Raw genomic sequence first — 19527 nt, 5'->3', positions numbered from 1 at the left:
GTGGAATCGGTTGACGCTGAAAAGCTTTAGTATTGCCGGCGCGCGGCGAGCAGCAGGCGCGCGCCTTTTTCCGCGATCATCAGGGTGGGTGAATTGGTGTTGCCCGAGGTGATGGTGGGCATGATGGACGCATCGATCACGCGCAGGCCCTCGACGCCGCGCACGCGCAATTGATCGTCGACCACGGCCAGCGGGTCGTTGCCCATTTTGCACGTGCCCACCGGGTGGAAGATCGTGGTGCCGATCTCGCGCGCGGCGTTGACCAGGTCTTCCTGGGTCTGCAAGGAGGCGCCCGGCTTGAATTCCTCCGGGTGGTACTGCGCCAGCGCGGGCTGCGACACGATGCGGCGCGTCAGGCGCACGCTGTCGGCCGCCACCTTGCAGTCTTCTTCCGTGGACAAATAGTTGCACAGGATCTCGGGCGCGGTGCGCGCATCGGCGGACGTGATGCGCACAGTGCCGCGGCTGGAGGGCCGCAGATTGCAGACCGACGCGGTGAAGGCCGGAAACGCGTGCAGGGCGTCGCCGAACTTATCCAGAGAAAGCGGCTGCACGTGATATTGCACATTGGCGCGCGTGTATTCGGGGCTGCTGCGCGCAAAGGCGCCCAGCTGCGACGGCGCCATGGTCAGCGGGCCGCGCTTGAAGAGCGCGTATTGCAGACCCATCATGGCCTTGCCCCGCAACGAGTTGGCCATGGTGTTGAGCGTGCGGGCATTGCCGCCGACCTTGTAGATGAGCCGCAGCTGCAGATGGTCCTGCAGGTTGCCGCCCACGCCGGGCAGATCGTGCAGCACCGGCACGCCCAACGATTGCAGCAGCGCCTGCGGGCCGATGCCGGACACTTGCAGCAATTGCGTCGAACCGATCGAACCCGCCGCCAACACCACTTCGCCTGCGGCGCGGGCTTCGCGCTCGACGCCGTCGGCCAGGCGATAGCGCACGCCCCGCGCGCGTTTGCCCTCGAAGGTGAGGCCGGCCGCTTGCGCGCCGGTGATCACATGCAGATTGGGCCGCTGCCGCACCGGATGCAAAAAGGCCTTGGCCGCGCTCCAGCGCACGCCTTGCCGCTGATTGACTTCGAAGTAGTTGCAGCCTTCGTTGTCGCCGCAGTTGAAGTCTTCGATTCTCGCCAGCCCGGCCTGCCCCGCGGCGTCGCGGAAGGCGTCGAGCAAGGTCCAGGAAAGACGCTGGCGCTCGACGCGCCATTCGCCGCCGGCGCCATGAAAGGCGCTGCTTCCGGCGTGATGGTCTTCGACCGCCTTGAACAGCGGCAGCACGTCGTCCCAGCTCCAGCCGCTGTTGCCCTGCGCCGCCCAGCCGTCGTAGTCGGCCTTTTGGCCGCGCATGTAGATCATGCCGTTGATCGACGAGCTGCCGCCCAGGACGCGCCCGCGCGGGTAGCCCAGGCTGCGGCCCGCAATGCCCGGGTCGGCTTGTGTGCGGTAGCACCAGTCGGTGCGCGGATTGCCGATGCAGTACAGGTAGCCGACGGGGATGTGCAGCCAGCGCCAGTCGTCTGGGCCGCCGGCTTCCAGCAGCAGCACCTTGACGGCCGGGTCGGCCGACAGCCGGTTGGCCAGCAGGCAGCCGGCGGTGCCGCCGCCGACGATCACATAGTCGTAGCGGGTTGCGGAAGCGTTTGAGGCGGTCATGCTTTTGTCTCCTGTTCTGGCTTAAATGTAACCGTACTGGCGCAATTCATGCCGGGTGATCGGTGCCGCATGGGTCGCCTCATAGGCGATATGTGACAATAAGGCCGATCCGGCGCATGTCTTTTTCGCCGTTATTTCAGCTCTTTTCTGGTCAGACACTCCATGGACAAACCTTACGAACCCGAGTGCGTTTTCTCGGAACGCGCCAATCAGCTCACCAGCTCCGCCATTCGCGAAATCCTCAAGGTCACCGAACGGCCCGAGGTCATTTCCTTTGCAGGCGGCCTGCCGGCCCCGGCGGGCTTCCCGGTCGAGAAGATGCGCGAGACGTTCGACAAGGTATTGGCCGAGAACGGCAAGGTCGCTTTGCAGTACGGCCCCACCGAAGGCTACAAGCCGCTGCGCGAGTGGGTGGCGCAAGACCTGAACAAGGCCGGCGCGAACCTGACCCTCGACAACATTCTGATCGTGTCCGGCTCGCAGCAGGCGCTCGATCTGCTGGGCAAGATCCTGATCGACAAGGGCAGCAAGGTGCTGGTCGAAGACCCGACCTACCTGGGCGCCCTGCAGTCGTTCAGCCAGTATCAGCCCGCCTATGCCACGGTAGCCACCGACGAGGGCGGCCTGATCCCCGAGGCCATCACGCCCGAGCTGGCCGCCGGCGCGCGCTTTCTGTACGCCCTGCCCAACTTCCAGAACCCCACCGGCCGCACGCTCGACCGCGCGCGCCGCGAGGCGCTGGTGCAAAAGGCCGCCAGCCTCAAGTTCCCCATCATCGAAGACGATCCCTACGGCGAGCTGCGCTATGCCGGCGAGCCCCAGCCGAGCCTGCTGACGCTGGGCGCCGAGGTCGGCGCCAACGTCATCCGCCTGGGTACGTTCTCCAAGGTGCTGGCTCCCGGCCTGCGCCTGGGCTTCATCGCCGCGCACGCCAAGATCATCCACAAGCTGGTGCAGGCCAAGCAGGCCACCGATCTGCACACGCCCACGCTCACGCAGATGGCGGTGTACGAGGCGGTCAAAGACGGCTTTCTGGCCGAGCACCTGCCCCATGTGCGCGAGATCTACCGCAAGCAGGGCCGCTGCATGCTGGAGTCGCTCGAACGCGAGTTCCCGGCCGGCGTCACCTGGACCAAGCCCGAAGGCGGCATGTTCCTGTGGGTGACGGTGCCCGCGCACATCGACACGCAGAAGCTCCTGACCGAGGCGGTGGAACAGAACGTGGCCTTCGTGCCGGGCGGGCCGTTCTTTGCCGGCAAGCCGCAGCACAACACCATGCGCCTGAGCTTCGCGACCGTGCCCGAAGAGAAGATCCGCACGGGCATCGCCATCTTGGGTAAGCTGCTCAAACAAAAGGTTTGAGATTGACGGCAGCGCACGTTGTTGTGACGTCATGACTTCTACGCGTTCTTCCGCCCCCGATCTGAACGACATCGTTTTCAACGATTGGGTCGAGCACTGGCTGCCGCGGTCGTGGCGGCCTTATGCGCGGCTGTGCCGGCTCGATCGCCCGATCGGCACGTGGCTGACGCTGCTGCCCTGCATCGCCGCGCTGGTGCAGGCGGCGGGCGGCTTTCCGTCGATCAGGCGGCTGATCGTGTTTTCGCTGGGCGCGCTCTTGATGCGCGGCATCGGCTGCACCGTCAACGACATGTGGGACCGCGACATCGACAAGCACGTCGAACGCACGCGCTTTCGGCCCCTGACCAGCGGGCAGCTGGGCATGCGGCAGGCGGTGGCTTTTCTCATCGGGCAATTGGCGGTCTGCGCCTGTCTGCTGTTCTTCATCAACGGCTATAGCCGTTGGCTGGCGCTGGCGGTATTGCCTTTCGTCTTCATCTACCCCTTCTGCAAGCGCGTGACGTACTGGCCGCAGGTCGTGCTGGGCATCTGCTTCAACTGGGGCATGCTGATGGCATGGTCGGATACGCGCGGCGTGCTGCCCCTGGCCGGCGTGGCGATGTGGCTGGGCGCAGTGCTGTGGCAGGTGGGCTATGACAGCATCTATGCCTATGTGGACGTGCGCGACGACCGCCGCCTGAACCTGCATTCCACCGCCATGCGCTTTGCCGACCGGGGCAAGGCGTGGATAGGCGGTTTCTACGCCGCCACGCTGCTGCTGTGGGCCTGGGCGGGGCATCGCCTAGACGCGGGCGGGTTCTATTACCTGGGCATGATCGTGCTGGCTGCGCATTTCGGCTGGCAGCTCGCGGTGTTCGATCTGCAGCGGCCCGACCGCAACTTCATGTTGTTCCGCGCCAACCTCTGGGTGGGCGTGATCCTGATCGCCGCGGCGCTGGCCGGCGCGCTGCTGTAGGCCGCATACCGACATGGATAAAGCGACCGTCGACACCTATACCGCGTCGGCGGGGCAATACGCCGACGAATGGCTCGAGCAGCCCGCGCCGGACGATATGTATGAAAGGCTGCGGCGCTTCTTCAAACTGGGCGGCACTACGGCCGATATCGGCTGCGGCGCGGGCCGCGATACGGCCTGGCTGTATGCCAACGGCTATCCGGCCGTGGGCTACGACGCGTCCGAAGGCTTGCTGGAACGCGCGCGGCTGGCTTTTCCGCACAGCCCGTTCAAGACGGCCTCGCTGCCCGAGCTGCGTGAAATCGAGGACGGCACGTTCGACAATGTGCTGTGCGAAACGGTGATCATGCACCTGCCGGCCGCGCAGATCGCGGCCGCCTGCCGGCGCCTGACCGCCATTCTCAAGCCGGGCGGCATGCTCTACCTGAGCTGGCGCGTGACCGAAGGCGCGGATGCGCGGGACAAGACCGGCCGGTTGTATTCCGCCTTCGATGCTTCGCTCGTGCTCGACAATCTGCCGGGCACCCGCATCGTGTTCAGCGAAGACGCGGTCAATCAGTCTTCCGGCAAACGCGTCTATCGCGTCGTGGCCCAGCGGATCTAGACGGCCTTTGCGCCGTCCGTATCTACGCCCACCCCTCCAGCCGCCGCGTTGCGCGCACCAGGCGCTGTTCTTCCTGCTCGATGTCGCTCAGGCTCTTGCGCACGCTGTCTACGTGCGCGGTCGCCGCGCGGTGCGCCTGCTCGGGCTGGCGGCCGACGACGGCATGAAACAGATCCGCGTGCTGCTTGTCGATGTCGCGTTTGTGCGGCTCGCGGTGGTAGAGGTTGTTGACGCAGGCGAACACCGATCCCAGCATCAGGTCGTTGAGCGCCTGCAGCGTGTGCACCAGCACCGGATTGTGCGAAGCCTCGCAGATCGACAGGTGAAAGGCATGGTCTAGATGCGCGTGTTTGGCCGTTCCCGTCTCCTGCACGCGTTCGGCCAACATGGCTTCGTAGCGGCGCCGGATCATGATGAAGTCGATATCGGTACCGCGCAGCGCGGCCAGACGGGCCGATTCGCCTTCGAGCAGGGCGCGCACTTCGAGCAGGTCATACAGGGTGCGAGGCTGCGACTGGAACAGATGCACCAGCGGCTGGGCATCGACTTGCGCAATCTGCGACACATAAGAACCCCGGCCCTGCTCGGTATGAATGATGCCGCGCGCGCGCAGCAGGCGCAGGCCTTCGCGCAGCGCGGTGCGCGACACGCCGAGTTTTTCGGTAAGACGGCGCTCGGACGGCAAGGGCTGCCCGCTCTTGAGCACGCCATCGGCGATCAGGCCCTCGATGCGCTCGGCGACGGCGTCGGCCACCAGGCGGGGGGGCTGATGCGCTTTCATGTCCATGGCTTTTTCCGAAAATCAGGGGGATCGATCGGCCGGCTATTGCTGGTATGACCAATGCCAGATCAAACCAGAAAAGAGCGACGGGTTTATACCAATGCCATGAAATATAAGAGAAATTTAATCAATCTGCTAATTTGTTGACGGAAAAACTGGTATGACCAGAGACCTTTGATATGGACAGCCTCGCGCGGCGCCGCCATTATTTGCATTGAAACGCGCCGGCGCTGACGACACCGCCCGGCGGCGCCCCACGACCCCCTCTTGCGAAACGCGCCATGACGACTCCCCGCATCAATCAATACGGCCTGCAGGTCGCCAAGCCTCTTTACGATTTCATCGAACAGGAAGCCCTGCCGGGCACGGGGCTGGACAGCGCCGCGTTCTGGAAGGGCTTCGCGGCCCTGGCGCACGATATGGCGCCGCGCAACCGCGAACTGCTGGCCCAGCGCGATCGCCTGCAGCAGCAGCTCGACGACTGGCACCGCGCCCATCCCGGCCCGATCGCCGACCCGTCGGCCTATCGCGCGTTCCTGGAAAGCATCGGGTATCTGGTGCCCGTGCCGGCTCAGGTCAAAATTCACACGACCCATGTCGATGCCGAGTTCGCCGTGCAGGCCGGCCCGCAGCTGGTGGTGCCCGCCTCCAACGCGCGCTACGCGCTCAACGCCGCCAACGCGCGCTGGGGCAGCCTGTACGACGCGCTCTACGGCACCGACGCCATCGCGCAAACCGGCGATCTCGCGCCCGCCGCCGGCTTCAACCCCAAGCGCGGCCAGGCCGTCATCGCGCGCGCGCGCGCCTTTCTCGATCAGGCGGCGCCGCTGGCCCAGGGGTCGCACGCCCAGGCCACCGGCTATTCGGTGCGCGACGGCAAGCTGGTGGTGACGACCGCACAAGGCGAAGCCGGCCTGCAGTCGCCCGAGAAATTCGCCGGCTATCAAGGCGACGCCGCGCAGCCTTCGGCCGTGCTGCTCGTCAACCACGGCCTGCACTTCGAGATCCAGATCGACCGCAGCCACGCCATCGGCAAGACCGACGCCGCCGGCGTGAAAGACGTGCTCGTCGAAGCCGCCGTCAGCACCATCATGGATTGCGAAGACTCGGTGGCTGCGGTCGATGCCGAAGACAAAGTGCACATCTACCGCAACTGGCTGGGCCTGATCAAGGGCGACTTGACCGAAGACCTCGTCAAGAACGGCAAGACCTTCACCCGCCGCATGAATCCCGATCGCGTCTACACCGCGCCGCAGGGCGGCAGTCTCACGCTGCACGGGCGCTCGCTGATGCTGATCCGCAACGTGGGGCATCTGATGACCAGCCCGGCCGTGCTCGACGACCAGGGACGCGAGCTGCCCGAAGGCATTCTCGACGCCCTGATCACGTCGCTGGCCGCCATGCGCGACCTCGCGCTCAAGCGCAACTCGCGCACGGGGTCCATCTACATCGTCAAGCCCAAGATGCACGGCCCGGCCGAAGTGCTGTTCGCCAGCGAGCTGTTCTCGCGCGTCGAAGATGTGCTCGACCTGCCGCGCAACACGCTCAAGATGGGCATCATGGACGAAGAGCGCCGCACCAGCGTCAACCTCAAGGCCTGCATCCAGGCAGCCGGCGAGCGCGTGGTGTTCATCAACACGGGCTTTCTGGACCGCACCGGCGACGAAATGCATACGGCCATGCAGGCCGGCCCCATGATGCGCAAGGGCGACATGAAGTCCAGCGCCTGGATCGCCGCCTACGAGCGCCACAACGTGCTGGTGGGCCTGGACTGCGGCCTGCGCGGCCATGCCCAGATCGGCAAGGGCATGTGGGCCATGCCCGACCTGATGGCCGCCATGCTGGAACAGAAAATCGGGCACCCCAAGGCCGGCGCCAACACGGCCTGGGTGCCGTCGCCCACCGCGGCGGTGCTGCATGCGCTGCACTACCATATGGTCGACGTGCAGGCCGTGCAGCAAGCGCTGGAAAAAACCGCTTACGCCGACGTGCGCGACGCGCTGCTCGAAGGCCTGCTGACCGTGCCGGTCGTGGCCGCGCCGCAATGGACGCCCGAAGAAATCCGTGCCGAGATCGAGAACAATGCGCAGGGCATCCTGGGTTATGTGGTGCGCTGGATCGATCAGGGCGTGGGCTGCTCCAAGGTGCCCGATATTCACGACGTGGGCCTGATGGAAGACCGCGCCACGCTGCGCATCTCCAGCCAGCACATCGCCAACTGGCTGCGCCACGGCGTGGTGACCCGGGCCCAGGTCGAAGAGACCTTCCGGCGCATGGCCGCGGTGGTGGACAAGCAGAACGCGGGCGACGCGAACTACCGACCCATGGCGGGCAACTTCGACACCTCGCTCGCCTACAAGGCGGCCTGCGCGCTGGTGTTCGAGGGCGAGGCCCAGCCCAACGGCTACACCGAACCCCTGCTGCACAAGTACCGCGCGCAGGTCAAGGCCGCGGCCTAGCGCGGCCCGACCTCACGCGGGTCAGTAGCCCGTCGCCCGATCGTACAGATTGGGCAGCGGCTCGCCGCGGCGGTGCAGGTCGATGAGCTCGGCCGCGCGCACCGCCCGGTCGCGCCGGCTGGGCGTGGACGCGATATGCGGCGTGACGATCACGCCGGGATGCGTCCAGAGCGGCGAATCGGCATCCAGCGGCTCGGGCTCGAAGACATCCAGCACGGCCTGCCGGAGCTGCCCGCTGTCGAGCGCCGCCAGCAGATCGGCCTGAACCATGTGCGAGCCGCGCGCCGCGTTGACCAGGCAGGCGCCGCGCGGCAGGCGGGCAAAGGTCCGGGCGTTGAGAATGCCGCGCGTGGCCTCGGTCGCGGGCAGCAGGCAAACCAGGATGTCGGTCTCGGCCAGGAAGGCATCGAACTCCGCTTCACCCGCATGGCACCGCACGCCCGGCAGATCGGCCCGGCGGCGCGACCAACCCGACACCATGAAGCCCGTGCGCCTGAGCAGATCTGCCGCGGCGGCGCCCAGACTGCCCAGGCCCATGATGCCCACGCGCGTGGCAGTCGAGCGCAGCGGCGGGAAGAAATCCTCCCAATGCCGGTTTGCCTGATTGACGATCATGCGCTTCATGTCGCGCACCAGCATCAGCGCCGACATCAGCACGTATTCGCTCATTTCGACGGCCGTGACATCCAGCATCATGCGCGCGATGGGCAGATGCCCGGGCAACTGCGGATCGGCCAGAATGTGGTCGACGCCCGCGCCGGAGCTGACGATGAGCTTGAGGTCGGGCAGCTCGGCCAGACGGCCCGCCTCGGGCGCCCAGACCAGGGCGTATTCGATGCCGCGCAAATCCGCCGGCGGATCGAACCAGTCCAGCACGTCGATTCCGGGCGAGACTTCCGCAAACAGGCTGCGCCATTCTTCATAGGCCTGCGGCCCACCGGATTTCACGATCAATCGCATGGTTTTCCGTTCAAGGTTCGATGCTGCATTGTGATTGAATTTTCCAGAAAAGGCTCAGGGCCTCGCGGCCGCTGCGGATCATGCCGATACAGGCTCGTGCCAGTCTCGGCATGATATTTTTCTTCTTTGCCGGATCGCCGCCCGCAGCGGCTGCCTGAAGGAATAACCACCATGACCCCGCGTATTCAACCCGAATCCTACGCCGGCTGCGACGCTGCAGCCCGCTTCCTGATCAAGGCCCGTCAGGCCGGCATGGCGGGCGAACGCCTGCCCGCCGACCTGCGTCCGGGCAATCTCGGCCAAGGTTTTGCCGTGCAACTGCGCACCGCCGAACTGCTGGAAAAAGAGCACCGCGATCCAGCCCTGGCCTGGAAAAGCGCCCTGCCCTCGGCCGACCGCGCCAGCACTGCGCCCATCTATGCATCGACCATTCTGCAGGCCGACGCCGGCCCCGTGACGATGCCGGTGGTCGACGGCAAGGTGCGCATCGAGCCCGAGATCGCGTTCGAGATCAAGCGCGATCTTCCGGCCCGCCCCCAGCCTTACACCGAAGCCGAGGTCGATGCCGCCATCGGCCGCGCGCGCCTGGCGCTGGAGATTCTGGGTTGCCGCTACGCCAGGCCCGACGACGCCAGCGCCAGCGAACTGCTGGCCGACCACATGTTCAACCACGGCCTGGTGCTGGGGCCCGATATCGCGTCGCCCGACGCCGCGCCGGTGGAGATGGACATCGTCATCCGCGCGGACGGCGACGCCCCGCAGAGCTACGCCGGCGTGCATCCCAACAAGTCGCCCAGGGCGGGGCTGTACTGGCTGGTGGAATTTCTGCGCGGCGCGGGCCTGGGCCTGAAGGCCGGCCAGCATGTCATTACCGGCTCGTATGCCGGCTATATCGACGTGCCCGCGGGCCAAGACTTGAAGATCGGCTTCGGCAGCCTGGGCACGCTGGCCGTGCGCTTTGTCGGCTGAATGCGGCCCGGGTCAGTAGGCTGCGGCCATGCCCTTCCGATCGAGACATCGCAGCCGCAAAAGCGCCGGAATATGAAAAAATTGAGTGTTGACTCTTCTCTTTTTCGACGGAATCCCGGCATATGAACCTGCCCTCCTATCCGACGCTGGATCTTCGACTGGACGGCGAGCATGTTCTGCAAGTCATGCTGAACCGCCCCGACACGGGCAACGCCATCAACACGCAGATGGGGCATGACTTGCTCGATCTGTGGCGTCGACTGACCGACGATGCCGGGTCGATTCGCTGCGCGGTCCTTACGGGTTCGGGCGACAAAATTTTTTGCGCGGGCGGCGATTTGAAAGAGCGCAACGGCATGAGCCGGCAGCAATGGCAGTCTCAGCACGAGCTTTTCGAGCGCATGTTCTGGACCCTGGTCGATCTGCCCATGCCCGTCATCGCCGCTGTCAACGGCCATGCCTATGCCGGCGGGCTGGAGCTCGCTTTGTGCTGCGATTTCATCTATGCCGCGCAAGACGTGCGCTTTGCCCTGACCGAAGTCACGCTGGGTATCATGCCCGGGGCGGGCGGCACGCAAAATCTGCCCCGCGCGCTGGGCGAACGCCGCGCCAAGGAAATCCTGCTGACCGGCAAACCCTTCACAAGCCAGCAGGCCCTCGACTGGGGGCTGGTCAACGCCTTGCACGCCCGTCAGGACATATTGCCCGAATCGTTGGCCACCGCCCGCGTCATTGCCGGCAACGCGCCGCTATCGGTGAAGCAGATCAAGAAGTCGGTGCGCTACGGCGGCCAGATGGAATTGCGCACCGCCTATCGATTCGAAGTCGAGGCCTACAACCATCTGGTCGATACCCAGGATCGACGCGAGGGCGTGCTGGCGTTCAACGAAAAGCGCAAGCCTGTTTTTCGCGGCGTATGAGTCCGGCGCCAGGGACTCCTACGCGCGTGTCGGGCTCAAAGCGAGCTAGCGGCCCGCGTACTGTTCGCCGCCGTCCAGATCGATGACCGTTCCGCTCAGGTAGCCCGCCCGGGGCGAGCAGCCGAAGACGACCAGGTCCGCGACTTCGGACGGCTCCATCAGGCGATGGAAGGGCAAGCCGGTCAGCGTCTCTTCCCAGCGTTCGGGATCGTTGAAACGCACCTGCGCTTTCTGGCGTGCAAGCGCGACGACACGATCGGTGCGGGTGCGCGACGGGTTCACGCCGAAGACGCGCACACCGTGATCCGGCGCCTGACCCCCCAGCGCCCGGGTAAAGGCGATGAGCGCGGCGTTGGCCGCGGCGCCGCAGATATAGTCGGGGCGAGGACTGGCGCCGGCCATGCCGATGATGTTGGCGATGACGCCCGAGCCGGCATCCCGCATGCGGGGGTAGTAGCAGCGAGCCAGATTGATGAATCCGTAGACCTTGAGCTCCCAGCCGGCGCGCCAGCGCGCTTCGTCGACCTGCTCGAGGCCGCCTCCGGGAACCGCCCCCGCGTTGTTGACGAGAATATCGACTGCGCCGACCTGCGCAGCCAGGCGCTGCGCCGCGCCGGGTTCGGCCAGATCGCCGACGACAACCTCCGTCTGCACGCGGTTCTCATCGGCCATTTTTTCGGCGGCCTGCTGCAGCGACGCGGCGTCGCGTCCCGCCAGGACAATCCGCGCGCCTTCGGCGGCAAACGACTGCGCGCAAGCCAGGCCGATCCCCTTGGTGGCGCCCGTGACGAGAACGCGCTTGCCGGATAAATGCAGATTCATGGGTGTCCTTGAGGTGAGCGTTTTGGCGTGAACGAGTCCGTCATTCGGGCTGAGGCGCGGGGCATTGCGACTTGAACCAATCCGCGATTTCTCCGCCCGTCATGAAGCACACCTTGGGACTGGCCATCAGCAGATCGAGCATTTTTTCGAAATCGCCGAACCGGTGCGGCACGCCCATGAGGTGCGGATGCAGCCCCAGCGCCAGCACCCGCGGTTGCTGTTCGCATTCCTGTTCGAAAAGCGCCAGCGTGCGCGTCAGGCGCAGCAGGAACTCGGGTGTGGAATGGCGTTCGATGGCGTAGATGATCGAATCGTTCAATTCGAGGTTGTAGGGCATCTGGATGAGCGACCCCTGCTTGACGCGCATCCAGTTGGGCAGGTCGTCGACGACCCAGTCGCATACGTACTCGACGCCAGCCGCCGCCAGGATATCGGGCGTGTCGACCGTCTCGCGCAGACCGGGGCTCAACCAGCCCCGAGGACGTCCGCCCGTGAAGCGTTGGAGCTTTTCCAGAGAATTCTCGATCAGCTCCTGCTCCGCGCCGGCATGGTTGATGGCTTGCTGATGCATGCCGTGACCGATGAACTCCCAACCGGCCTCGAGCATGGCCTGCGCGGCACGCGGATACGCGTCGATCACGCTGGCGTTGCAACTGGTAGAGGCCGGCAGGCCCCGGGATGAGATCGCCTGAAGCATGCGCGCCAGGCCCGCGCGCATGCCGTAATCGACCCAGCTGAAATTGGGCACGTCGGGCACGGTTTCCTTGCCGTGCGGCGGCGTGATGAGCGTGCGCGGCATGGGCTGATCGAAGCGCCAGTTCTCGACGTTGACGACCAGGTGAACCATGATCGGTCCGGCCGGCGGCGGCTGGCAGGGCGTACGGTCTTGCGGAAAGCGATGGGGGATGCGTGGATTGGCCATGATGGAAAGTGTCCGGGTGTCGCGTCGGATCAGTGACGCATCTTCAAGAGAATTTCGCGCTTCAGGTCGTTGAATACGTCGCCCGTGATCAGTTCGAGCGAACGCGGGCGCTCGATCGGAACCGTGATGCGCGTAGCGATGCGTCCCGGACGCGCCGACATGACATAGATGGTGTCGGCCAGCAGGATGGCCTCGTCGATATCGTGGGTCACGAAGACGACCGTTTTGCGCAGCGTCTGCCAAACCGAAAGCAGCAATTCCTGCATCGTCAGCCGGGTCTGCGCATCGAGCGCGCCGAACGGCTCGTCCATCAGCAGCACCTGGGAGCCCAGCGTCAGCACGCGGGCTATCCCCACGCGTTGCCGCATGCCGCCGGACAGCTGCACGGGCAGATGCCGCGTGAACCCCGAGAGCCCGGTAATTTCGAGCATTTCGCGGGCCCGGTCGACATAGGCGCTCTTGGGCTGACCGGCCAGTTTGGGACCGAACACCACGTTCTCCCAGACGTTGAGCCAGGGAAACAGCGCGGCCTCCTGGAACACCACGCCCCGGTCGGGTCCGGGCTTCGTAACGGCGGCGCCGCCGACCCGCAAATCGCCCTGGCTTGGCGACTCGAAGCCGGCAATCAGGTTCAACAGGGTCGACTTGCCGCAGCCCGACGGGCCGAGCAGCGCGACGAATTCGCCCTCGGAGACGGTCAGGTCGATATTGTCCAGCGCATGAACAGGCGTGACGCCGGGGTAGATCTTGCTCAACTGCGTGATCGAAATGTCCGACATGAGATCCTCAATGATTCTGCAACATGCGCCAGGCCAGGACGTGATGCTCGATCCACACGATCAGCCGATCGCTGACGAATCCCATCAGGCCGATCGACACCATGTCGGCGAGCACGATGTCCATGCGTCCGACGTAGTAGGCGTCCCAAAGCACATAACCCAGGCCGGATTTGACCGCCACCATTTCCGAGACGATGACGGCTGTCCAGGAGATGCCCAATCCGATGCGCAGCCCCGTGAAGATGGACGGCATGGCTGCGGGCAGCACGACGCGATGCAGCATATGCGCCGGCCGAGCCCCCATCATCAGCGCGGCGCGCACCAGATTGCGGTCTACGTCTCGGGCACCCTGGGTCGTGTTGACGACGATGGCGTAAAAGCCGCCCAGAAAGATCAGGAAGATCGAGCCCATGTCGCGTATGCCGAACAGAGCGATGGAAAATGGCAGCCAGGCCGTGATGGGAATAGGACGCAGCCCCTGGATCAGGGGATCGAGCATCTGCGAGATCAAGCGGCTCCAGCCGATCGACAATCCCAGGGGAATGCCAAAGAGCATGGCCAGCAGGAATCCCTGCAAAACGCGCCATGACGAGTACTGCACATTGGCCAGCCACGTGCCCTGATACGGGTTCAGGCCCATGCCCGGTTTGCCGAAGATCCAGACATACCAGGCCCGCGCCACCTGGACCGGGGTGGGCACCAACCCGGCCATGGCGGCACTTTGTCCGATCCATTGCCAAACCAGCAAAATCAAGATTGGCACGACCAGGCCGATGGCCGTACGCCTGAAGCCCTGCCGACGCAGGCCACGCGCTTTGGTCTGGCCCGACGACGCATTGGATGGCTTCAGATTCATTGTCGATGAACTCACCTGCTTCTCCCCTTGTGCGGATCGAGCGGCCTCACGCGGAAGGCCGCTCGCCCATGACGCATTTATTCCACCGCTTTGACCAGGGAGGGATCCCAGACCTTCCCGATCTCGGCGCTGACATCCTTGGGAATCACGCCCAGGTCATAGAACGTCTTGGCCTGTCGGCGCAACTGGTCCAGGTCCAGCACGCCCCCGAGCTTGATGAGCTTGGCCGATTCCCGGGTGACGTCGAGCGGCAGGCCGGTGTATTTCGAGTAGACCTGGGCAAACGCCTCGGGATCTTTAGCCAGCTTTTCTTCTTCGCTCTTGTAGGCCCACATGAAGCAAAGCATGGCCTCATGCTTGCTCTGCAGGGCGTCGCGGGTCGCCGCCAGGATGCCCAGCTCGGCGCCGACGGATTTGGACTTGTCGTACTCCAGGTTCTTGGCGAAATACGCATCGCCGTTCACCACCATTTGCGACTCGAACGGCTCCCAGAGCGCCACGGCGTCGACATCCCCGCGCTTGAGCGCCTGCACGAACGCCGTGCCGCCGCCCTGCACGTTGACCGCCTTGAACGTGTTGTAGGGAATGCCCTTTTCAGCCAGCGTGGCCGCCCATTGGAACCACACGGCAGAACCGGGCGCGATGCCTATGCGCTTGCCGGCCAGGTCTTTCCAGTCATTGATCTTGACGCCCTTGCGAACCACCAGATATTTGGGCGAGGACGCCACGCCGGTCAAGCCGACCACGCGGTCGCTGCCCTGAGCCAGGGCGATGGCCAGGTCGGCCGGACCGATGCCGGCCACATCCACCGAACCGGACATGAGCGCCGTGCGCGCATCGGCATAACGCACGAATTCGGCCGGCTTGACATTGACGTTGCAGGTCTTCATGCGCTCGGCGATATCCATCATGGGAGACAGATGCCCCACCTTGACGAAGCCCACGGTCAACGTCTGCGTCTGGGCGGGACCCTTGGGCGCGGGACCGACGGCGACGCTCAGGCCTGCATGGCCCAGCAGCGCTGCAGCCAACGTAATGCGATAAATCACTTTCATTTTTTTCCCCTATGGACGACTACACTGAACTGACTCAGGAACAAGCGGCTGCAAAGCCCTTCGACTACTGATTCGGCAGCCTTATCGCGCCATGAACCTCGGCGCTCTTTTCTCGCGAAACGCAATCTGTCCTTCTCGATAATCCTGGCTGCGAAAGCAGGCCTGGACCGCGTCGTCGACCTGTTGCGCATCCGGTGCGCCCGGGCCGCCCAGTATGTGGCGCATGGCCAGCCGCGCTGCGCGCAGCGTAAGCGGCGCGTTCTCGGCCACGGTTTGCACACGCGCCTGCACCAAGGCCGGGAAATCGGCATCCGGAAACACTTCTTGCACCAGGCCGATACGCCCGGCCTCGGCGCCGTCGACGATGCGCGCGGTCAAGAACAGGTCGGCCACGCGCGAGGCGCCCAGGATGTCGCACATACGCTTGACGCCCTCGCGGCTGTAGCCCAGACCGAGCCGCGCCGCCGGCATCCGGAATCGCGCTGACGCATTGCAGTAACGCAAATCGCATGCCAGGGCCAGGCCCATGCCGCCGCCCATGCATACGCCCTGGATCAGGGCCAGCGTCGGCACCGGGCTGGTCGTGAGGGCGTCCTGCGCGCGGGCCACGGCGCGGTCGTAGCGTTCGGTCTGCGCCGGATCGTTGCGCTGCTCGCCGAACTCGGAAATGTCCGCGCCGGACACGAATGCCCGCTCGCCCTCGCCCTGCAACACGATGGCCCGCAGATCGGAGCGCCGGGACACTTGCGCCAGCGCATCGCCGAGCGCTTCCCACATCGACAGCGACATGGCGTTGTAGCGTGCCGGATTGACGATGCGCACGCGCAAGACACCGGCAACGTCCTCGTCGATGTCCAGGCGGCCTCGGGTAGATTGAGCTTCATTCATGTCGATGGATCCTGTCGGGAAGAAGTCAGACCACGCCCGCCTGATGCAGCTCGGCGATCGCCTGCGGACCGTAGCCGAGCTCCTGCAGCAGCTCGTCGGTGTGCTCGCCCCACCCCGGCGCCGTGCGGGCGACGTCGGCAGGCGTGCGCGCGAGCGTGACCGGCTGCGTGATCAGGGTGCGCGTTCCGCCTTGCCACGCGTCGCACTCGCGCGCAACGCCGAGATGGGCAACCTGAGGGTCCTCGAACATCTCGGGCACGGTATAGACAGGACCTGCGGGCACGCCCGCCGCGTTCAGCGCCTCGACCCAATCTGCCACGCTTTTCTGCAGGAACACTTCCTGGATCTCGCGATTGAGCCGCTGGCGGTTGCGCACCCGAAGCTTTTCCGTCTCGAACTCGGGATCGGCCAGCCAATCGGGACGCTCGAGCACATCGCAGAACCGCCGCCAGTTTCCCTCTCCCGAGGCGCCCAGATTGAACAGGCCATCGCAGGCGCGGAAAAGACCCATCGGGCTGCTGGTGGGGTGATCGTTGCCCTCTTGGCGAGGCACATCGCCGTCGTTCAAGTAGCGTGCCGCCTGAAAATCCATCATTGCGATCTGGGCATGCAGCAGCGAGGCGTGCACCCATTGGCCTCGCCCGGAAACCTCGCGTTCGAGCAAGGCGGTAAGGATGCCCAGCGCGGCGTACAGGCCGGTGCTGGAGTCGGCCACCGCCAGGCCGGCACGTACCGGGCCCTGCGCTTCGAAGCCGGTCACCGACATCAATCCCCCCATGCCCTGCACGATCTGGTCGAATCCGGGTCGGTTGGCGTACGGTCCGGTCTGTCCGAAGCCGGAAATGCTTGCCAGGATGATGCGTGGATTGATCGCGCTGAGCGAGTCGTAGTCGACACCGAGTCGCGCCTTCACATCCGGCCGCCAGTTCTCCACCACCACGTCGGCATCGGCGACCAATTTGCGCAAAATCTCCAAGCCCTGCGGTTTTTTCAGGTTGAGCGTCAAGGATCGCTTGTTGCGGTTCAGGTTCTGGAAGTCGCCGCTCCATCGATCCGCGGCAAACATCGCCTCGTTCGGGTCCACGCCCGGCGGGGGCTCGATACGGATGACATCGGCGCCGAAGTCGGCCAGCATGCGCACGCAGGTGGGACCGGCGCGCACGCGCGAAAGATCCAGCACACGGAAACGCTTGAGGGCTTGAGAAGCATGCAAGGCGGGCATGGTGGGTTCGTATAGGACTAAATAGGTTGATGAGCGGGCAGGCGCGTAAAGCCCTGTCCGTCGAAGCGCCGCAGTTCGACCTGGCGGGCGAACGCCAGCAAAGTCGCTTCATCGCCAGGCCGCGCGATGGCTTGCACGCAGATCGGCCTGGCGTTGCGGTCGTAGGCAATGGGAAACACCGCGGCGGGCAGACCCAGGTAATTGACAAAGGACATCCAGCAGAAAAGATCGAGCAGGCGTCGTGGACGGAAATGCGGCGACACGGTGCTGACTTCGTCCTTGTCCGGCACCCCGGTGGGCAGCGCCGGCACGAGCAGCAGATGAACGTCGGCCAGAATGTCGGCGACGAAGCGGCGCGTGTGCAGAGCGCGTTCTTCCTGAGCCTGCAGGTACCACGACGCCGGCAACGCCACCCCCGGCAGCGCGATCGCTCGCGCCAGCGGGCCCAGCGCGGGCTGCGCGCCACGCAGGGCCAAGGTATGTGTCGACGCCGCCTCGGCGTAGAGCAGGGTCTGCGCCAGGCGCATCCAATGCGGCATGTCGTGCAGCAGGACATCTCGCCGGCGCCCCCGCGAGCTGCACGCGTCGGCAAATTCGTCCAGGGCACACTGCGTGGCCGAGTCGGTCGCCGACATGCCGGGGTCGCCGTGTATCCAGCAGGTCGCCACCTTCCACGCGTCGTCTGTCGCGGGCACTCCCGCGTCGCGAGACACAGGTCGGTCATTGGAAAACCGGGCCGACTGCAGGGCACGCCAAAGATAGAGCGCGTCGTCGGCGCCGCGCGCCAACAGGCCGACGCTGTCCAGCGAGGGCGCCAACGGCGCCACGCCGTCGACGGGCACCGCGCCCTGCGTCGGCTTGAGTCCGAATACCCCGCACGTCGCGGCGGGAATGCGTATCGAGCCGGCCGTATCGGTTCCCAGGGATCCGTAGCAGAGTCCGGCTGCGACAGCCACGGCCGAGCCGCTGGAAGAGCCTCCCACCGCCGCCCGGGCATCCAGCGGATTGATCACGTCCGGGTAGCGCGGATTCTGCGCCGTGGCGCCGCAGGCGTGTTCGGCCATGGCCAGCGCGGCCAGCGGCTGGCTGCCGGCGCGCGCCAGACGCACGATGGCCGACGCCGCGCGCGCGGGCGCCGCCGGCCAAGGGTGGGCCGCGCCGCACTCCGGCACGCGGTTGGCCAGGCGAAATAGGTCTTTGTGGGCGAATCCGACGCCCGACAAGGGTCCAGCGCTCTGCCGGCCCGGAACGCGCGGCATCTGCGCTACCGCGCAATGCCATGGCTCTTTGCGAAATGCCTCGCTCTGCGACGCAAGGGCCTCGTCAGGCGTCAGCGCCTTGCGCTCGATGAGTGCACGCAAGCCGGCAATATTGCCCGGCAGTCCGGCGGCGGTCTCAACGACCATGGGTCGGCGGCGCAAGGCGTGTCAGCGCACGCAGGACGGATTGCGCCTCGTCGGGCGTGACGGCGACGCCCGACAAGGCCAGCAGTGCCTGCAAGGCTTCGACGCACGACGCCGTTGCAGCTTGCTCGGGTTTCTTGATATTCATGCTGCTCCAATTTATTATTTGGACAGTTATAAATATATTTATAGATAAAGAGATAATTCTTGGCAACTCTTTTTTGCATTATTCGAGGCGCCTATGAAAGTCAGTGAACGGATCCGTCTGGCCATCGAGAGCGATATCCGCAGCGGCACGCTGCTGCCGGGGGACGCGATCGACGAGCAGAAGATCGCCGCCGATTACCAGGTGTCCCGCACGCCTGTGCGGGAAGCGATCCTGCAGCTGAAGGTGCAGGGCATCCTGGAAAGCCAGCCTCGCGGAGGGGCCGTCGTCGCCCGCATGGATGTCCAGCAACTGCTGGCGATCTGGGAATTGATGGCCGAGATGGAGGGGGTATGCGCGCGCATGGCGTGCGAACGCATGACCCAGACCGAGCGCGAGGCGCTGGCACGCCTGCATCAAGAGACTGCGTCGATGGCCGAAAGCGACGACGCGCAGGCCTGGAGCAAAGCCAATCAGGCGTTCCACGAGATGCTCTACCAGGGCTGCCGCAATCCCTACTTGCGACAGGAGCTGCTGCGTCTGCGCGCCCGCACCGGCGCCTACCTGAAACACTCGTTCAGCGCAGTGGGCCGGGTGCGCTCGTCGCACGAACAGCACGACGAGCTGGTGCAAGCCATTCTAGGCAACGACCCCGAGCGCGCCCATCGCATGATGATGCGTCATGTGAGCCTGGCACAGGGTGCCAAAGGTCTTTCGGATTTCCTCATCAACCTGCCCAAGTCCATGGTGAAGGTTTAGCCATCCGCCGC

The 19527-nt window shown here is 65.3% G+C and carries 19 protein-coding genes; 7 read left to right on the top strand and 12 right to left on the bottom strand.

Annotated elements, in window-relative coordinates:
- Nucleotides 1-26 precede the first annotated feature (26 nt).
- The gene (locus ACTHJ1_RS13065) at nucleotides 27-1655 is read right to left on the bottom strand and encodes a GMC family oxidoreductase (RefSeq protein WP_440193023.1); all 1629 of its coding nucleotides are present in this window, start codon (nucleotides 1653-1655) and stop codon (nucleotides 27-29) included.
- A gap of 162 nt (nucleotides 1656-1817) precedes the next feature.
- On the opposite strand from ACTHJ1_RS13065, the gene ACTHJ1_RS13060 reads away from it, so the two are divergent.
- The 3 genes from ACTHJ1_RS13060 to ACTHJ1_RS13050 are packed head-to-tail and all read left to right on the top strand — an operon-like array spanning nucleotide 1818 to nucleotide 4576.
- A complete protein-coding gene (locus ACTHJ1_RS13060; protein ID WP_440193021.1) occupies nucleotides 1818-3017 on the top strand; it encodes a PLP-dependent aminotransferase family protein in 1200 nt (399 codons plus the stop codon).
- 31 nt (nucleotides 3018-3048) lie between these two features.
- A complete protein-coding gene (gene ubiA / locus ACTHJ1_RS13055; RefSeq protein ID WP_440193019.1) occupies nucleotides 3049-3972 on the top strand; it encodes a 4-hydroxybenzoate octaprenyltransferase in 924 nt (307 codons plus the stop codon).
- 13 nt (nucleotides 3973-3985) lie between these two features.
- Nucleotides 3986-4576: a class I SAM-dependent methyltransferase gene (locus ACTHJ1_RS13050; protein ID WP_440193017.1), complete on the top strand. Its 591-nt coding sequence runs from the start codon at nucleotides 3986-3988 to the stop codon at nucleotides 4574-4576.
- Nucleotides 4577-4598: 22 nt separating this feature from the next.
- Here ACTHJ1_RS13050 and glcC read toward each other — a convergent pair whose 3' ends face one another.
- Complete coding sequence (gene glcC, locus ACTHJ1_RS13045; protein ID WP_440193015.1) at nucleotides 4599-5363, bottom strand: transcriptional regulator GlcC; 765 nt, start codon at nucleotides 5361-5363, stop codon at nucleotides 4599-4601.
- 275 nt (nucleotides 5364-5638) lie between these two features.
- On the opposite strand from glcC, the gene ACTHJ1_RS13040 reads away from it, so the two are divergent.
- Complete coding sequence (locus ACTHJ1_RS13040) at nucleotides 5639-7816, top strand: malate synthase G (protein ID WP_440193013.1); 2178 nt, start codon at nucleotides 5639-5641, stop codon at nucleotides 7814-7816.
- 21 nt (nucleotides 7817-7837) lie between these two features.
- Here the strand turns inward: ACTHJ1_RS13040 and ACTHJ1_RS13035 are convergent, their stop codons facing one another.
- Entirely contained in the window at nucleotides 7838-8776 is a 939-nt protein-coding gene (locus ACTHJ1_RS13035) for a 2-hydroxyacid dehydrogenase (RefSeq protein ID WP_440193011.1), read from the bottom strand.
- A 171-nt stretch (nucleotides 8777-8947) separates the two neighbouring features.
- Between ACTHJ1_RS13035 and ACTHJ1_RS13030 the strand changes: the two genes are divergently transcribed.
- On the top strand, nucleotides 8948-9745 hold the full coding sequence (locus ACTHJ1_RS13030; protein ID WP_440193009.1) for a fumarylacetoacetate hydrolase family protein: 798 nt from the start codon (nucleotides 8948-8950) through the stop codon (nucleotides 9743-9745).
- A gap of 122 nt (nucleotides 9746-9867) precedes the next feature.
- Nucleotides 9868-10665 (top strand): enoyl-CoA hydratase/isomerase family protein, encoded by a 798-nt coding sequence (locus ACTHJ1_RS13025; protein WP_440193007.1) that lies wholly within the window; start codon nucleotides 9868-9870, stop codon nucleotides 10663-10665.
- A gap of 45 nt (nucleotides 10666-10710) precedes the next feature.
- Here ACTHJ1_RS13025 and ACTHJ1_RS13020 read toward each other — a convergent pair whose 3' ends face one another.
- From ACTHJ1_RS13020 to ACTHJ1_RS12980, 9 genes are all read right to left on the bottom strand, one after another.
- Nucleotides 10711-11487, bottom strand: coding sequence for an SDR family oxidoreductase (locus ACTHJ1_RS13020; RefSeq protein WP_440193005.1), 777 nt, complete (start codon nucleotides 11485-11487; stop codon nucleotides 10711-10713).
- A gap of 40 nt (nucleotides 11488-11527) precedes the next feature.
- Complete coding sequence (locus ACTHJ1_RS13015) at nucleotides 11528-12409, bottom strand: polysaccharide deacetylase family protein (RefSeq protein ID WP_440193003.1); 882 nt, start codon at nucleotides 12407-12409, stop codon at nucleotides 11528-11530.
- Between the two features lie 29 nt (nucleotides 12410-12438).
- On the bottom strand, nucleotides 12439-13188 hold the full coding sequence (locus tag ACTHJ1_RS13010) for an ABC transporter ATP-binding protein (RefSeq protein WP_440193001.1): 750 nt from the start codon (nucleotides 13186-13188) through the stop codon (nucleotides 12439-12441).
- 7 nt (nucleotides 13189-13195) lie between these two features.
- Nucleotides 13196-14044: an ABC transporter permease gene (locus tag ACTHJ1_RS13005; protein WP_440192999.1), complete on the bottom strand. Its 849-nt coding sequence runs from the start codon at nucleotides 14042-14044 to the stop codon at nucleotides 13196-13198.
- A 77-nt stretch (nucleotides 14045-14121) separates the two neighbouring features.
- A complete protein-coding gene (locus tag ACTHJ1_RS13000) occupies nucleotides 14122-15099 on the bottom strand; it encodes an ABC transporter substrate-binding protein (protein WP_440192998.1) in 978 nt (325 codons plus the stop codon).
- An 81-nt stretch (nucleotides 15100-15180) separates the two neighbouring features.
- The gene (locus ACTHJ1_RS12995) at nucleotides 15181-15987 is read right to left on the bottom strand and encodes an enoyl-CoA hydratase (RefSeq protein ID WP_440192996.1); all 807 of its coding nucleotides are present in this window, start codon (nucleotides 15985-15987) and stop codon (nucleotides 15181-15183) included.
- 25 nt (nucleotides 15988-16012) lie between these two features.
- Complete coding sequence (locus ACTHJ1_RS12990; RefSeq protein WP_440192994.1) at nucleotides 16013-17209, bottom strand: CaiB/BaiF CoA transferase family protein; 1197 nt, start codon at nucleotides 17207-17209, stop codon at nucleotides 16013-16015.
- A 17-nt stretch (nucleotides 17210-17226) separates the two neighbouring features.
- Nucleotides 17227-18615 (bottom strand): amidase, encoded by a 1389-nt coding sequence (locus ACTHJ1_RS12985; protein WP_440192992.1) that lies wholly within the window; start codon nucleotides 18613-18615, stop codon nucleotides 17227-17229.
- Nucleotides 18605-18760, bottom strand: a complete 156-nt coding sequence (locus ACTHJ1_RS12980) for a hypothetical protein (protein WP_440192990.1) — start codon at nucleotides 18758-18760, stop codon at nucleotides 18605-18607. The genes ACTHJ1_RS12985 and ACTHJ1_RS12980 overlap by 11 nt, the downstream gene beginning before the upstream one ends.
- A 93-nt stretch (nucleotides 18761-18853) precedes the next feature.
- On the opposite strand from ACTHJ1_RS12980, the gene ACTHJ1_RS12975 reads away from it, so the two are divergent.
- Nucleotides 18854-19516 carry a GntR family transcriptional regulator gene (locus tag ACTHJ1_RS12975; RefSeq protein WP_440192988.1) on the top strand — a complete coding sequence of 221 codons (663 nt, stop codon included), beginning with the start codon at nucleotides 18854-18856 and terminating at the stop codon, nucleotides 19514-19516.
- The last annotated feature ends 11 nt before the right edge of the window (nucleotides 19517-19527 follow it).

It is taken from the genome of Bordetella sp. (assembly GCF_051960075.1).
GTDB lineage: Bacteria > Pseudomonadota > Gammaproteobacteria > Burkholderiales > Burkholderiaceae_B > Bordetella.
Note: the sequence above shows the minus strand (reverse complement) of the source record. Positions and strands in the feature narration are given on the sequence as shown.